General features: G+C 41.9%; 14 protein-coding genes. 7 read left to right on the forward strand and 7 right to left on the reverse strand.

The features are described 5' to 3' along the window. Window positions 1-287 precede the first annotated feature (287 nt). The gene (locus tag FLL46_RS13555; protein ID WP_246119317.1) at window positions 288-1,127 is read left to right on the forward strand and encodes a class I SAM-dependent methyltransferase; all 840 of its coding nucleotides are present in this window, start codon (window positions 288-290) and stop codon (window positions 1,125-1,127) included. Window positions 1,128-1,185: 58 nt separating this feature from the next. Here FLL46_RS13555 and FLL46_RS13560 read toward each other — a convergent pair whose 3' ends face one another. Beyond that, a complete protein-coding gene (locus FLL46_RS13560; protein ID WP_142894249.1) occupies window positions 1,186-2,814 on the reverse strand; it encodes a flavin monoamine oxidase family protein in 1,629 nt (542 codons plus the stop codon). Window positions 2,815-3,210: 396 nt separating this feature from the next. On the opposite strand from FLL46_RS13560, the gene FLL46_RS13565 reads away from it, so the two are divergent. After that, window positions 3,211-4,863, forward strand: coding sequence for a M28 family metallopeptidase (locus FLL46_RS13565; RefSeq protein WP_142894251.1), 1,653 nt, complete (start codon window positions 3,211-3,213; stop codon window positions 4,861-4,863). A gap of 220 nt (window positions 4,864-5,083) precedes the next feature. Here the strand turns inward: FLL46_RS13565 and FLL46_RS13570 are convergent, their stop codons facing one another. Further along, window positions 5,084-5,767 carry a peptidylprolyl isomerase gene (locus tag FLL46_RS13570; RefSeq protein ID WP_142894253.1) on the reverse strand — a complete coding sequence of 228 codons (684 nt, stop codon included), beginning with the start codon at window positions 5,765-5,767 and terminating at the stop codon, window positions 5,084-5,086. 435 nt (window positions 5,768-6,202) lie between these two features. Between FLL46_RS13570 and FLL46_RS13575 the strand changes: the two genes are divergently transcribed. Next, on the forward strand, window positions 6,203-7,444 hold the full coding sequence (locus FLL46_RS13575) for an EAL and HDOD domain-containing protein (protein WP_142894255.1): 1,242 nt from the start codon (window positions 6,203-6,205) through the stop codon (window positions 7,442-7,444). Window positions 7,445-7,594: 150 nt separating this feature from the next. Here the strand turns inward: FLL46_RS13575 and FLL46_RS13580 are convergent, their stop codons facing one another. Continuing rightward, complete coding sequence (locus FLL46_RS13580; RefSeq protein ID WP_142894257.1) at window positions 7,595-8,548, reverse strand: DUF808 domain-containing protein; 954 nt, start codon at window positions 8,546-8,548, stop codon at window positions 7,595-7,597. 326 nt (window positions 8,549-8,874) lie between these two features. On the opposite strand from FLL46_RS13580, the gene FLL46_RS13585 reads away from it, so the two are divergent. Both FLL46_RS13585 and trxC read left to right on the forward strand, forming a co-directional pair. Further along, window positions 8,875-9,258, forward strand: coding sequence for a CoA-binding protein (locus FLL46_RS13585; RefSeq protein WP_210418703.1), 384 nt, complete (start codon window positions 8,875-8,877; stop codon window positions 9,256-9,258). A 41-nt stretch (window positions 9,259-9,299) separates the two neighbouring features. After that, window positions 9,300-9,746: a thioredoxin TrxC gene (trxC, locus tag FLL46_RS13590; protein ID WP_142894258.1), complete on the forward strand. Its 447-nt coding sequence runs from the start codon at window positions 9,300-9,302 to the stop codon at window positions 9,744-9,746. A gap of 77 nt (window positions 9,747-9,823) precedes the next feature. Here trxC and FLL46_RS13595 read toward each other — a convergent pair whose 3' ends face one another. The 3 genes from FLL46_RS13595 to FLL46_RS13605 are packed head-to-tail and all read right to left on the reverse strand — an operon-like array spanning window position 9,824 to window position 10,975. After that, window positions 9,824-10,084, reverse strand: a complete 261-nt coding sequence (locus FLL46_RS13595; protein ID WP_246119318.1) for a hypothetical protein — start codon at window positions 10,082-10,084, stop codon at window positions 9,824-9,826. Between the two features lie 54 nt (window positions 10,085-10,138). Beyond that, the gene (locus FLL46_RS13600; protein ID WP_168204158.1) at window positions 10,139-10,627 is read right to left on the reverse strand and encodes a nuclear transport factor 2 family protein; all 489 of its coding nucleotides are present in this window, start codon (window positions 10,625-10,627) and stop codon (window positions 10,139-10,141) included. A 39-nt stretch (window positions 10,628-10,666) separates the two neighbouring features. Further along, window positions 10,667-10,975: a DUF1272 domain-containing protein gene (locus FLL46_RS13605; RefSeq protein WP_142894264.1), complete on the reverse strand. Its 309-nt coding sequence runs from the start codon at window positions 10,973-10,975 to the stop codon at window positions 10,667-10,669. 363 nt (window positions 10,976-11,338) lie between these two features. On the opposite strand from FLL46_RS13605, the gene FLL46_RS13610 reads away from it, so the two are divergent. Both FLL46_RS13610 and FLL46_RS13615 read left to right on the forward strand, forming a co-directional pair. Then, window positions 11,339-11,998 carry a hypothetical protein gene (locus tag FLL46_RS13610; protein ID WP_142894266.1) on the forward strand — a complete coding sequence of 220 codons (660 nt, stop codon included), beginning with the start codon at window positions 11,339-11,341 and terminating at the stop codon, window positions 11,996-11,998. A gap of 249 nt (window positions 11,999-12,247) precedes the next feature. Then, on the forward strand, window positions 12,248-13,036 hold the full coding sequence (locus tag FLL46_RS13615) for a DUF4097 family beta strand repeat-containing protein (protein ID WP_142894268.1): 789 nt from the start codon (window positions 12,248-12,250) through the stop codon (window positions 13,034-13,036). Window positions 13,037-13,648: 612 nt separating this feature from the next. Here the strand turns inward: FLL46_RS13615 and FLL46_RS13620 are convergent. Beyond that, window positions 13,649-14,986, reverse strand: coding sequence for an MATE family efflux transporter (locus tag FLL46_RS13620; RefSeq protein WP_210418704.1), 1,338 nt, complete (start codon window positions 14,984-14,986; stop codon window positions 13,649-13,651).

The raw sequence follows: 14,986 nt of genomic DNA on the forward strand, positions 1-14,986 counted from the left end.
AACCTGTAACGATATCAGCGTGAACTAATTCCCTGATATTGAGTTATGTTGACATTTTTTTGCGACATACGTTCAACGCCAGCAACAAAACTCGATTGTTTTTAATGGTAATATAAATTATTCGCGTTATGATTAGCACTTTACCATGGAATCCACTTGGACAAAACGAACTATTTGCAATGAACATTGTAATAAGATCTTTCAAATAATTGATTTGACCAATCCACTTGCAGCTAGATTAAAGATTGGGTTTAATTCACTTCACTACTTACAACAGGACATAAAAAATGAAAAATATTTGTCATAAAATGAATTTAACATTGAAGTCAGGCTTAGCCCTCGCGCTTACCTGCGGTTTAATGAGTATCAACGCCCAAGCGTCTGATAAGTTGGCCGAAGCGATCGCCAGCGAGCACCGAACTGAAAAATATGCCGCTCGAGATGAGTTTAGAAATCCCTATGAAACGCTAAATTTCTTCGGTATTAAAGAAGATATGACAGTTGTTGAAATTTGGCCCGGCGGCGGTTGGTATGCTGAAATTCTAGCGCCTTATTTAAAAGACAAAGGACAATACATTGCGGCAGGATTCGACCCTGCGTCGGATGTCGATTACTACAAACGCAATGCAAAGAAATTCAAAGAAAAAATTGCCGCCAATCCGAAACAATTTGATAAAACCGAGCTAACAATTATGCAGCCGCCAAAAAAACTGGCGTTTGCTAAAGAAAATGCTGTCGATATGGTTGTGTCCTTTCGAAATACTCATAACTGGCATAGACGTGGCTATGCTGAAAGTGTTTATAACTCAGTATTTAAAGCACTAAAGCCTGGCGGTGTGTTCGGAGTAGTGCAACACAGAGCGGGAAAAAATCAGCCCACAGACACCAGCGGTGAAAAAGGCTACCTTAAACAATCTGATGTTATAGCGATGGCTGAAAAGGCAGGTTTTAAATTATTGGCGCAATCGGAAATTAATGCAAACCCGAAAGATACCAAAGACTATGAAAACGGTGTATGGACACTACCACCATCTTATCGATTAAAAGACAAAGACCGAGAAAAATATACTGCCATCGGTGAAAGTGATCGAATGACTTTAAAATTTGTAAAACCGGCGAAAAAATAATTTTAATAAAACTCACACACTTCGATATCCCGAAAGTCTTCGGGATATCTTCTTGCTATCACCCCTGAACTAAACTAACAATCTGGTCGATCGCATTATAAGCCGACAAAACAGCGCCTTCCTGCCACCCTTGCAATTGACTTAAATGCTCTCCTGCAAACAAAATATTGTCGTCAGCAGTGGTTAAAACTCCTGGATCGGACACACCCCAGGCGCCCAGCTGATAAGGCATTTTCGGCCAGGAAACACTAATGCCAGCAGAAGTTTCTGTGAGAAACTCATTATGTAACTGCCCGGCCTGCGTCGTTCCCCAGGTGACTCGTTGTGACGGCGATAAATTCGCAAACTCTGTCCCTGCCGCGGCGCCAAATGTATAAGCACCGACAATAATACCTTGTTGCTGACCATAACCTGCACTGGGATACCAAATTTGCGTTATATTCTGATCGGTCCAGGAAATACCACCATAAATATTATGATCCTGTTCCCAAAAACGCCTCGATTGAAAAGCAAGCTTGCCAGACTGCGAGTAAACAAAATTATTAATCGCGCTAGCATGCTGAGCCGAAAAATCGTTAGTGATATTTCTTAAGACCGTTGCGGGAATAGAACAGACACAATAGTCAGCCTGCAATGACATTTGCGCTTGAGTGGCATCGCGATAAACGATGTTAACGCCATTGGAAGTCTTGCGAATCTCGCTTACTTCTGCAGAGTAAATGATCGAATCTGCGACCCGTTGTTCAAACGCACGCGCAATGTTATCCATGCCGCCAACCGGTTGCAGCAACGATGATTGCTGGTCGAGTGATTGAAAAAAATCAAGTTGAGACTGCCAGAAATTACTCGCAAGCAAATCATTTAAGCTAATGGGATCAACCTGAGTACCGCGTAACCGCCCACCCGCATTTTCCTGTCCAGCATAGCCAGCTCTATCGGTTCCTTGGTAATCAAGGTTAGCGTTCAAGCTACCGAACTGTTGCAGCAACGCAATCAGATTATTTTGTTCGGTAACAGACAAGTTAATGTTAAGTACATTATCGCGGGTTGCTTTGGCCAGTAAATCCCCGATATAGCCGCGCGTATCAGCAATAATTTGCCGGGCGATCTGCGGTTGACCGTTAAATGCCGTGGTCGAATGAAACAATGCCGCTTTGTTTTCGTTAATAAAGGGTTCGAGGGCCACGCCAAACTCGCGGCAATATCCAAGAATTAAATCATGATGGTGAGGAATTCGCGCCGGGCCGGGGTTAAAATATAATCCTGGCTCATCATCAAACAGGCAGTTTTGCTCTGAATCGAGCTCGGTCACAATATCACCCGAACGCAGTGTCTTACAACGTCCACCGGCATTGGCTTGAGCTTCGAGTATGGTTACTTGAAAGCCAAGTTTACTCATTTCAAACGCTGTCACCATGCCGGCAATACCGGCCCCCAAAATAATCACACTGCTGCCGCTACCGACGCCTGCCGGCCAATCCGCCGGACGAGGAGACGGATTTTGCTGCACAGGTGGTGGATTATTGCCGCCACCGCCTGAATTAGCATTTGACGATGAGCCACACCCAATTGCCGATGCAGTAATTCCCATCGCGGTAGCCGCACGAATTAACGCGCTCGTCGCCGCAGTTTGGCTTATTTGCGCTAAAAATTCTCGACGCGATAGTTTTGAATATTGACTGGTCATAATTTAACCTTAGCTAAGCCATCATAAAAATCAATATTTCAGTTCAAAATTCAATTTAAAGTACCCCGATAAAATCAATAAAAATAAAGTCTTACAACTAACAGCTAACCATTTATGATGCTCAAAAACAGGTTAATTTTTGTTTAACCTGAACTCAGCGTAAGAACAAACATCCCAAGTTCCGTTTATTTAGTCGGCTCACAGACTGGCATTACTGAAAATTTAGCGTTAATCTTGCCATCACCAATGAGTAAGCCATTACACTGAAAATAATAAAGGGCCAGGCCGGATAAAGTAGATTAGCACTTATTGCAGTTAAATAATCACACTTAATCGCGCCTTCTCAATTGTGCCACCAGCAAAAATAAGTCGACTAAAAATTCGGGAGAATACACTTTGTTTAAACTACCTCAATCGCTTTTGCCATGCTTGATAAGCTTGTCAATCAGCTTTCACGTTGCGGCATCAGATGATAACTTTACCAAGGCTTATCAGTCATTCGATCTGGCCGAACTACAGCAAAATATCAAGACGCTCTCTTCTGACGAGTTTGGTGGCAGAGCACCGGCAACCCCTGGTGGTAAAAAAACCACTGAGCTACTAGTACGAGAATTTAAAAAGCTTGGCTTTCAACCAGGAAACGGCAAAAGTTACCTGCAACCGGTTCCGTTAGTTTCAATTGTTAGTCACCCTAAAACAGGGTTGCGCATTGGAGACATTGAGTTTTCTTATTTAAAAAATTACGTAGCAAATTCACGTAAAACTCAAAAAAATATCAAACTTGATAATTCAGAATTGGTTTTCGTCGGCTATGGGATCAACGCACCGGAATATCAGTGGAATGATTATGAAGGAATTGATGTAAAGGGAAAGACCGTTGTTGTATTGGTCAATGACCCCGGCTATGCAACGCAAGACCCAAACTTATTCAACGGCAACACCATGACTTACTATGGACGCTGGATTTATAAGTATGAAGAAGCTGCACGCCAAGGCGCGGCCGCGGCCATCGTAATACATGAAACTAAACCTGCCAGTTATGGCTGGAATGTCATTGAAAGTAGCTGGTCGGGTGCTCAATATCACCTACCAGCCAAAGAAGTGAACGAGCCCGCTATTGACGTTGAAATGTGGATCAATCTGAACAAGGCGAAAACCCTGTTTTCTAAAGCGGGTCATGACTTCGAGACCCTCAAGAACAAAGCTAAGCAGAGAGATTTCAAAGCGATCCCACTCAAGCTCAATGCTTCAATCGAGTTAACCAACGATATTGCGGTTTCAACCTCTAACAATGTCATCGCCACGCTACCGGGATCAGAATCACCTGACGAACAAGTTATCTATATGGCCCACTGGGATCACATAGGTACAGTCACAACTAATGGCGAAACCAAAATCTATAATGGTGCCCACGATAATGCCACAGGAACCGCAGGTTTAGTCGCTCTGGCAAAAGCCTTTAGTCAATTGAAGCGAAAACCGAAACGCTCCGTCACCTTGATCGCAGTAACCGCCGAAGAACAGGGGCGCCTTGGGTCTCGTTACTTTGCAAACCACCCGACAATTCCTCTTAATCAAATCAGTGGCTTGATTAATATGGACAGCCTGAATATAACCGGACTGAAAAAAGACGTTCGAGTGGTTGGTTATGGTAAATCCGAACTAGAAAAAATACTCGCTAAAGCGGCTAGCAGACAACAAAGAACTTTAACACCTGAACCAACGCCGGAGCGCGGTTACTATTATCGCTCAGATCATTTCAGCCTGGCGAAAAAAGGCGTTCCAGGCTTAAGCGCCGGTGGTGGAACAAAACCGCTCAATCAGAAGCAGGCGGAAATATCAGCCAGAATCAGCGAGATTATAAAGAACTGTTACCATCAGGATTGTGACGAATACAATGAAGACTGGGGATGGGAAGGAATGGTCGCTGATCTACAAATGTTCTTTGAAGTCGGCTATTTGTTAGCTAATAGTAACCAGTGGCCCAACTGGTATGAAGGAACTGAGTTTAAAGCGGCACGAGATGCCATGATGAAAATGAAGAAGTAGATAAATGTTTTGTCTGGCGGGAGGTTAACTGGCAATCAGATGACTTAATGTTTGTTTGCTCCTCTTCCTCTACGTGATAAGGCGCTCCGGGAGTGGTGGTGAGAGGGCAAAGGATTTCTACCTCTCCCTGGCCCTCTCCTTCAAAGGAGAGGGAAAGATAATCATCAGCTACCTTCACAACTTTCAGAACTGATTGAGTCTGTAACGCTATTTTGGCTCGTTACTTTCCTCCGGCCTGCTCCACAACAATAGTGGCGCCGCGAATTTTCAGCTCTTCTTTAGTTTGACCACTGGGAGACCCAAAACTTTCTAATTTTTTTAAGGTATCCATCCCCTCAACCACATGGCCAAAAACCGTGTGTCTTCCATTCAGGTGTGGCGTTGCTTTAAAAGTAATAAAAAATTGGCTGCCGTCTGTATTTGGGCCTGCATTGGCCATGCTCAATATCCCGGCCTTATCATGTTTTGCGCTAGCGCTAAATTCTCCGGCATATTTATAACCCGGTCCACCGGAGCCATTACCCATTGGATCACCACCTTGCGCCATAAATCCTTTAATCACACGGTGAAACTTCAGGTCATCATAAAAGCCTAATAATGTCAGATACATAGTGCTTGATACATGCATAGGCGCAACGTCGGGCATCAGCTCAATTTTCATATTGCCTTTGTTGGTTCTTATCTCCCAAAAATATTTTTTATCTTGTGTGAAAGCCAACTTGGGCGGCTTTGCCAGGCTTCTTTTCCAGCCAGCTTTATTTTTGTCGATTTTCTGTTGATTGATAAAAGTCTTAATCTTGGCAACAGCTGGATCTTCTCCTTCACTACAGCCGGAAAAAATTAGCGTTGTAAAACAAATAGATAGAATCGCCAGAAAGCGCTTGAATACCAATGAGTGAGCCATATTACCCTCTATTATTAATTTTATCGTTAGTGCCGAATTATAGGGGGCATGACAATAAATGTGAATCGCACAAACCCAGTTAAATTTGTTGAATCTTCACATAGATCAGAACCAATATAAAATGACAGCTTAATATCGGCTATTTTCACGCCTGATGGTGTCGCTCATTTTGCCCATCGACCTACCAGGCACTGCAGTGAGCGCCTAATCAGCCACCAAAACCTCTCAATTTTATTCATGTCATTTTATATTGATTCCAGTCTAGTCGGTGCTTATGAATGTTCATCTGACAATCCACCAATTCTCAACTACACTGAAATGGAAAAGAATATTTCTCGTTTCAAGTTCCAGTAGGCAAACAAGGAGTCAAAGGTTCCAGCTGATGGACTAGGGAAGATAGTATTCAACAAAAATTTGTTCATTGGTGGGATTGGAATGACAGAAAAATCAATCGAATCGGATCTGCTTTTTGCGCGGCAACCAATTTTTGACGGTAATAACAAACTTTACGGCTACGAACTACTCTATCGAAACCTTCACCCGGATGTGGCCATATTTGACGATGGCAATAAAGCCACCAGTGAGTTAATGGTTAATTATTGCGGCGGAATTCTTAACGACGAAGACGCTCCCTACGTTAAAATATTTATCAATCTAACTCGTAAGCTGCTTCTTTCTGATTATTTTTTTCCACTACAACCTTCCCGCGTGGTTATCGAAATTGTAGAGGACACCAAAGTTGACGAAAAACTCGTTAACAAAGTCAAACAATTGATTAAGCAAGGTTATGAGTTTGCTCTTGACGACTACGATTTCTCGCGAGATTTCGATCCTTTAGTACCACTAGTTAAATATATCAAAATCGATCTCGAATACATTTCTGACGTGACTTTAAAAGATAGCGTACAAGAGCTAGAGCAAAACATCCTTAAAGATCTTCCTCGAAAACCAATTCTGTTAGCAGAAAAAGTTGAAGATAAAGAAAAATATGAATTTTGCCGCGATTTAGGCTTTGAATTGTACCAGGGATATTTTCTGGAAAGACCACAATTAGTTTACGGTAAAAAAATCAGTAATAGTTCCGAAACTGCATTGCAGATTGTCGCTCAAATGCAAGATCCCGAAATCTCCGTTGAGGACTTGAGCAATTCAATTTCACGCGATACTAAACTCAGTTATCAAATATTAAAAATCATTAATAGCCCACTTTGTCGTCTCCCAAAAAAGGTCAACAGCTTAAAAGAAGCAGTGGTATTTTTAGGACTGGACCAAATAAAAAAATGGGCTGTCGCTTTAGTATTAGCCGGAAACTCAAAACAATCTACTGAGCTTTTTCGAATTCTACTCACCCGCGGTCGCACTTGCGAGCTGTACGCAATCAGTAAAAAGTACGAAATGCCGGAAAGTTTTTTTACCGTCGGACTATTTTCGAGCATTGACGCTGTGATGCTGGCCGACAAAAAATGGTTGATTGAAAAGCTAGACCTCGCGCAAGAAATGAATGACGCATTACTGAAAGAGGAAGGAATAAAAGGCCAGGTGCTTAAGTGGGTACTCGCCGTAGAACACGTTGATTGGAGCGCGACTAACGAAATGTCGACTATGGACAGAATTGAATTATTTTCCGCCCATGAAAACGCAATCAACTGGGCTCATAAGCTGTGTGAAGTAATCTAGACTCATCGCGGTAAGCGGTCTTAAAAAACGCTCTTAAGATAAACAATATTGGTCACAAGTTGCGCCATTTGCTGAGAGCCCACCAATCACGAGCAATGTTATTGTGAAAAGCCAACAAATAGCGCAATAAAAAAGGTAACCGAAAGAAAATTACGCCGTCTCTCTTTTTGGTATTAATTTAGCAGTTAAAGAAACACCAGCTAAAACAATTCCGCCAGCAATAATGCCGAAAATTCCGTTGATTAAAGTCGGCGCGATAACCGATAAAACACCACCCACACCAGGCACCTGCTGAGCGAGTTCTTCTACCTGATGAATACCAGACTCTGCCAACGGAATGCCGTGCAATAAAATACCACCGCCCACTAAAAACATCGCAGCAGTGCCCACGACAGATAAAGTTTTCATAAGAAATGGCGCAAATGCCAACAACATGCGCCCCACTCCACGCTTAAAACCTGCCCAGGCTGATTTTGCGAGGTCTTTTACCAGGTAATATCCAGCATCGTCCAACTTAACAATCCCAGCAACCAGGCCATAAACGCCAATCGTCATTGCAAACGCCATACCGGAGACAACCGCCACCTGCATACCAAAACTCGCATCTTTGACCGTACCTAACACAATTGCAATGATCTCTGCAGACAGGATAAAGTCAGTTCGAATTGCTCCTTTTATTTTGTTTTGTTCGAATTCCACCAGATCCACATCGGGATCTGAAAGTGCTTTGATTGTTTCAGCGTGCTTAGCTTCATCTTCTTCTTTGCTATGCAAGAAATGATGCGCCAGCTTTTCAAAACCTTCATAGCATAAGAAGGCACCGCCTATCATCAATAATGGCGTAATTAGCCAGGGAATAAATGCACTTATCGCCAACGCAGCCGGAACCAGAATCAACTTGTTTTTAAAAGATCCTTTGGCCACTGCCCAAACAACCGGAATTTCTCGCTCAGCCCTGACACCTGAGACCTGCTCGGCGTTGAGCGCTAAATCATCACCAAGGACACCCGCCGTCTTTTTCGCCGCAACTTTGGTCAAGATAGCCACATCATCTAATACCGTTGCAATATCATCAATTAGTGCCAGCAAGCTAGAACCAGCCATATATCAGCCTCTCATTTATGTTTGTTCTGTTGTGTTTATTCTGTTGTGTTTATTGCTCTCAGTGATGACGATCATTGTCTGTTAATTCTACGTAGAACCATCATCGACAAACAACCTTAAACCATCGCTCTCGTCAATCAGTAGTCTATTCTTTCACAACCAAGAATAGCCAACGATTGCCGTTGAATAACGTATATTAACTGAAAATATTTAATCTGTGGTGAAATTTGTGCCTTAAAATCAATGGATACAATTCAGAAAGACTATTAGATTTTTGCCTCTGGCGAGATTATGCTGCTTGTAAAAATAGCATTGAATGAAGCGAGATGATGACTCAAAACACGAATTCAAAAGTGACTGTGATACTTGGCGCTAGCAGCAACCCGGAGCGCTACTCAAACAGGGCGCAACGCAAATTAGTTAATTACGGGCACCCGGTCATTCCTGTCACGCCCAAAGGCGGTGTTATTGAGAATGAAACGACTTTTCGCGATATGACAGAAATTAACGCATCTGTTGATACTGTAACGATTTACCTCAATCCGAGTCGTTTAAACAACGAAATAGACAAAATTATTTCATTGAAACCTAAAAGAGTGATTTTTAACCCTGGCTCTGAATCACCGGATGCTATGGCCAAGTTGGCCGCTAACGGTATTGAGGTTATCGAAGATTGCACTTTAATTTTGTTAAATAACGACCGCTACTGACTTCAGGTCATAGCCAGTTAACTTTATGACGAGATGATTGAATGACAACCAAAATTCGACTAGTTTGTGGTGAATGTAACACCGTTAATCAATTTCCAGTTGAGCGACTCGACGACCAACCGATATGCGCCGAGTGCAAACAACCATTATTCTCTGGTGCGCCAATCAGTGTTAACACCGACAATTTGATCAGGCATATCAAACATTCTGGTATACCGGTACTCGTTGACTTTTGGGCTCCCTGGTGTGGTCCCTGTGTTTCCTTCGCGCCGGTTTTTAATGAATTTGCGCAGCGTGTCGGTAATCAACTCAGGTTATTAAAAGTTGATACTGAAGCCAATCAGCAAGCCTCTATCGATTTTAACATTCGTTCTATACCAACCTTGGCACTTTACCGTGACGGTCAGGAAATTACGCGTATGTCGGGTGCTATGGGTTTACCTCAATTGCAGCAATGGGTCATCCAGCAACTCACCGAAAATAGTTAATTTTCGGTGAAGTTAGGCCAGTAAATAAACCACCTTATTCAGAAGGAGGTTAAGGGCTAAAAACAAAATATCCCCTCTTAACTTACCGACTTGCGGCCTTGTTTAATCGCCCAGGGAATATAGTTTTTGATAGTCTCATTTTCCATTAATTTATCCAGGGTATTGAAATCTCTTCCCAACTCTTTTTCAGAAAATTGTCGATGGATAAAAGAATGACATTTTCTGCACACAACAATACCTCGGTTAGTCATCTCTTCTTTAGTAAAGTTCTTTTTAAACCATTTGTTAGAATGGCAGCTTTTGGGAATTAGATGGTGGAAAGTCAGTAGATGATTCACACCACAAAGACTACACCTTTTTTCATCCACAGTTTTATACCAATAAACGGACAATCATTGAATAAACCACACATTTTGAATTTTGCCGCGAATTACCTCGTAAACAGCCGCTACGGTGATAGTTTTATTCTCAACTAACCCTACTGCCAGCTCATGGTCAATCACAAAATTTCCCTGAACAATTCTGCGTTGAATCGTAACATTAAGGTCAGGGTGTGTTTTGAAAAGTTCACCATACACTTTTCGAATTCTATCGTGTCCTGAATAAAGTATTGAGTTTGGATGATTATAAATTTTGACATCTTTTGCATAAGTGTTAACAAAGGCATCAATGTCTCCCTTGTTATAAGCTTCTAATTGCGCCTGGACAACAATTTCAGGGGGCATTTGCTCGTCAGTCAACTGTTCACCAGTTAATATCTCGCCAGTCTTTGGCGAAACAGGAACACTAACAATTGATTTTTCTGACGTGTCTTCTCCTGCGTGAGTAGAGCAAAACATTGCATTTGATATTATTAACACTAGCCCAAATATTTTTCTCACTATTTTTTCTCCCATAAATACTTTTCAGTCTTTTTTTAGTCACCTTTTGTGAGAAGGCGTATTTTTAATATTTTCAGCAAAAACCTGATGCATGGCTAAGTCGACAGGTTTATAAACTTTATTAGTCGACGCAGGATTACTACCAAGATAGTTACCACCTTTTAGATTACGTTGTGGTCTATGAGGTCTTGCACTAAAGCCGCCACCACAATTTGGACAGACATTTTGTAGAATATTTTCCACACAAGCTTGACAGAAAGTACACTCAAAAGAACAAATCATTGCTTCAGTTGAGTCTGCCGGAAGTTCTTTATCACAGTGTTCGCAAGAAGGTCTTAACTCTAACATTATTCGTTCTCCTTAAGTTCTTTTGGGGCTGGTTTAACGCTGTTGAAAATAGACGTGAGCCAGAATAAATCAATTCGTCTCAAGTCAGCGTCCCCAATGGGGCTACCCAGCCAATAAATGCAAAATACTTTATCTCATATCACTCAGTCAACATCTCAGACGTTGAATTGGACTCGAATAGTTCTACTTTTATCTCAAATTCATAATTTCAAAATACAAACTTTGACTCTATTCTATCCATAGCAGTTTGCGGCTCTACCTGTTTTTTATTGTCCGCTGATTTATTTCAATAAAACCAGGCAATGAAAATTGATTTAGAGGAATCCAATTTCATTATTGTTTCTCAACCAAGAGGACTAACAGATGTCTATTTCAACAGTCATACAAGGTTACTGGGGCTGGACCTGGTCTCAAGGCCAACTACCAGATGATGCCACATTAAGCATTGCATTTAGTGGATGGTCCGATCCCAAAACAGCACTTTCAGATAGTTCTAATGAGCTTTCAAAGCTGACTGGCGAGCGCTATTTAGGTTTAGGCGGTGGCAATAAAAATGGCTCATTTAACAAAAATGTTCTTAACGATATTTTGACATTTATCAATCAGGGCCAATTTGACGACTATGATGGCCTGGCGTTTGACGTTGAAGAATGTGACGCCGGCCTGGAAAGCCAATTTGGCCAAGCATTTAAAGCTGCCAAACAGCGCGACTTAAAAGTGCTTGTCACCGTTAGCCATGCAGCTCCCTATGCTTGCGACGATGCCAAGGAATTAATGACCGCATTTTTTAGCGACGGTAATATCGACTATCTTTCTCCTCAGCTTTACACAACCGGTAAAGAAAAAGAAAATGACTACACTGTTAATCCTTCACTGGGTGTTGACTGGAAAGACTATGCCAGTTCAAAAGCGGCAATTATTCCGAGTATTGTCAAAGCCAGTTACTATCAAAGTGCTGTTGATTATTTCGAACAACAGGATGTCAATATAGTCGGTTATGTTCAATGGGAACAAATCACTTAATCCTTCGAAACAAAATCCATCGAAACAAAGCTTTATTGTGATAGTCATGTTTGGTGGCTATCACATGAGAGTATTACACGAAAGCGACCTTTCTCTTACCTTCTAACCTTCCAGCGGCCTGTTCGCTTCCAGCTCTCTGTTAACATTTAGTTACACTGAGAGTACAGAACACTTTAAACCGATCTCAACTAGCTTGCGTCTACGACTTCAGAAGCCATTAATAAGATAAGTCAATTGTTAGGAGAAATCATGAAAAACGAAATAATTAAAAACCACTTTAGAAAAATAAGTTTTTTGCCAGCGATTTTAGCAGTTACCCTGTCAACCAATGCCAATGCTGACGTCAACGACACTATCGAAAAAACCTTTAGTTTTGATTCCGATGGCAAAATTCAGCTATCGAATGTTAACGGCGATGTTAGCATTTCTGCCTGTGGCTGCAATGAAGTTCACCTGATTGCTGAAATAACTGCCTCCAACCAAGAAATTCGCGATCGAATCACTGTTGAAATTGACGAGTCATCTAGCAATCTTAGAATTAAAACTCGTTATAAAAATAATGAAAACCGCAAACGCTCGTGGAATAACGGACATTCACAAGTCACCTATACCTTGTCTGTGCCAAACGATGTCCAGTTAAGTGATATCGATCTGGTTAACGGCGACCTGAAAATTAACGGCGTAACTGGAAAGTTAAAAGCTGATTTGGTCAATGGTGAGCTACACTCTGATGGCTTAACATCAACCACCAGCGTTAATATGGTGAATGGTGATATGGACATTAAATTCGCTGATTTAAGTAATGCAGAAAGAGTTAACCTGGAATCAGTCAACGGCAACATTACCGTTTATCTGCCATCTGACGCTGATGCGACGCTTGATGCCGAAACAGTGAGCGGAAGAATTAGCAATGAATTTGGAATTAATGTTGTTAAGCATAAATATGTTGGTAGTGAGATGCGGGGGGCGATTGGTGGTGGTGGAGTTAAGATTAATTTGGATAATGTTAATGGGAGAATTGAAGTTAAATCGCATTAGAAGCGTAAGCTTTTTGTTATTTTAAGTTGATACAAAAGTAATTGGACTGCGTTGGCTAATCGAACGTGGTCTTTTTTTAAGTCAAGGGCGGTTTCGCACCGCTGCGCTTGCGTGCGAGTTACTTTTTTCAAGAGCAAAAAAAGTAACCAAAAATGCCCGTACGCTTGGCCGCTAGGCAACGCGAGTACGCTAGTCAAAAACCCCTAATTAATCTTTTGCGCCTACCCACTCTTTTTTAATGGGGTTCCCACCAATGACTGTTTATGAGATAAAACTATATTAGTGGATGAGTTCAGGAAGCTAGAAGCACGAAAAGTTCGTTGGCAATTCGAGAAAGTCTTTAGAGTCTCTTCGCCCAGCGGCTATAACGGGCTTGTGGAATTCATGACTCATTGGATTAAGCGGAAAAATGTTTGAGGGAACCGAGTCTTTTTCCGCCCAATGAGTCGCTTTCAACAAGAAAGGCCAGCAAAGGCTTAGCAATTCTATCAACACGCAACAAATTAGTTATCTTCAGCGAAAAAGCCCTTTTGGTTACTTTTGTGGCTTTGGACAAAAGTAACTCGCACGCAAGCAAAGCGGTGCGAAACGCCTTTAACTTAAAAGAAAAAACTAAAACACCAACCTCCTATTTAACTCCCTCCTAACCAAAACCAAACTAAAAACCATCTGAAAAATAACCGTCACAATCGACAAATACCAAATCTCCTCAATTTCAAAGCCAACTTGTCGAGAAACCCAAATTGCTGGAATAGCAAAAGTCAATAAACGAGTCCCCGTACTAATGAGTGCAGGCCAAGTATTTCCAACCCCCTGAAAAACTCCAGAGCAAACAAAAATCAAACCAGATGGGATAAAATTAAAAGCAATTAACCTTAAAAAATCTGATGCGACCAAAATCACTTCAGGCTCTTTAGTAAATGGTGTCAGAAAAATACTGGGATTAATGATACATAATAAAGAGAGTCCCCCCATTAGCATTGCAATTATTATCGCCGCTGACTTAAAAGTTTCCCTGACTCTATCAGCCAATTGCGCACCGTAGTTTTGTCCAACAACCGCCGGCACCGCAAACGCAATTGCTAAAGCTGGTAAAAAAATCGACTGCATGATCCGCGAGCCTAACCCGAACCCGGCTTGCGCCGCAGAACCAAAGTCACGAATGGTCCAGTAGATCACTCCCATGTAAACAAACATCAGCAAAAATTCTCCACCAGCGGGAAGACCGATTGACAAAACTTTCTTCCATACTTGCCACTGGGGTAAAAATTTCGACGCATCAAAATAAACATATTTTTCTAGTTTATGAAAATAGAACCACAAAACAACCACTGCAAACAACGCAGCAATACTACTGGCTAAACCCGCTCCGGCAACGCCCATTGGTTTACCGGTTCCCCAGCCGGCAATTAACACCGGCGCAAGAATCATATTGACTAAAACACTTAACATTTGAACTATCATTGTTGGTTTAACGATACCGGTTCCGCGTAGCGCCGCCCCCATTGCGACCAGTGCAAACTGAAGTGCAAGATTAGGGATAAACCAGAATAGATATTCTTTGCCCGCACTTACAGTAGCCTCATCAGCTGCAATTGTCCTAAGGTATGGTTCAGCAAATAAGTACCCGCCGATTAAAGTGATAACTCCAAGCAACATAGAAAGTAACAAGGACTGATTAAACACCAAGTTGGCATCGGCTTTATCTTTTTTTCCGACTGCCTGAGAAATCAGAGCAACGGTCCCAACATTTAAGATCTGCGTTAAAGCAATTACCAGAAAAGTCAGATTGCCGGCAGCGCTGACTCCGGCAAGGGCAACATCACCAAGGGCACCAACAAAATAGAGATCGACCAGGTAATACAGGGTTTGTACGACCATCCCCAAGCCAATGGGAATAGACATATTGATCACATGTTTTGGAATACTTCCCTGAGTGAGATCTTGCAT

The sequence above is a fragment of the Aliikangiella coralliicola genome (genome assembly GCF_007004725.1).
Taxonomy (GTDB): domain Bacteria; phylum Pseudomonadota; class Gammaproteobacteria; order Enterobacterales; family Kangiellaceae; genus Aliikangiella; species Aliikangiella coralliicola.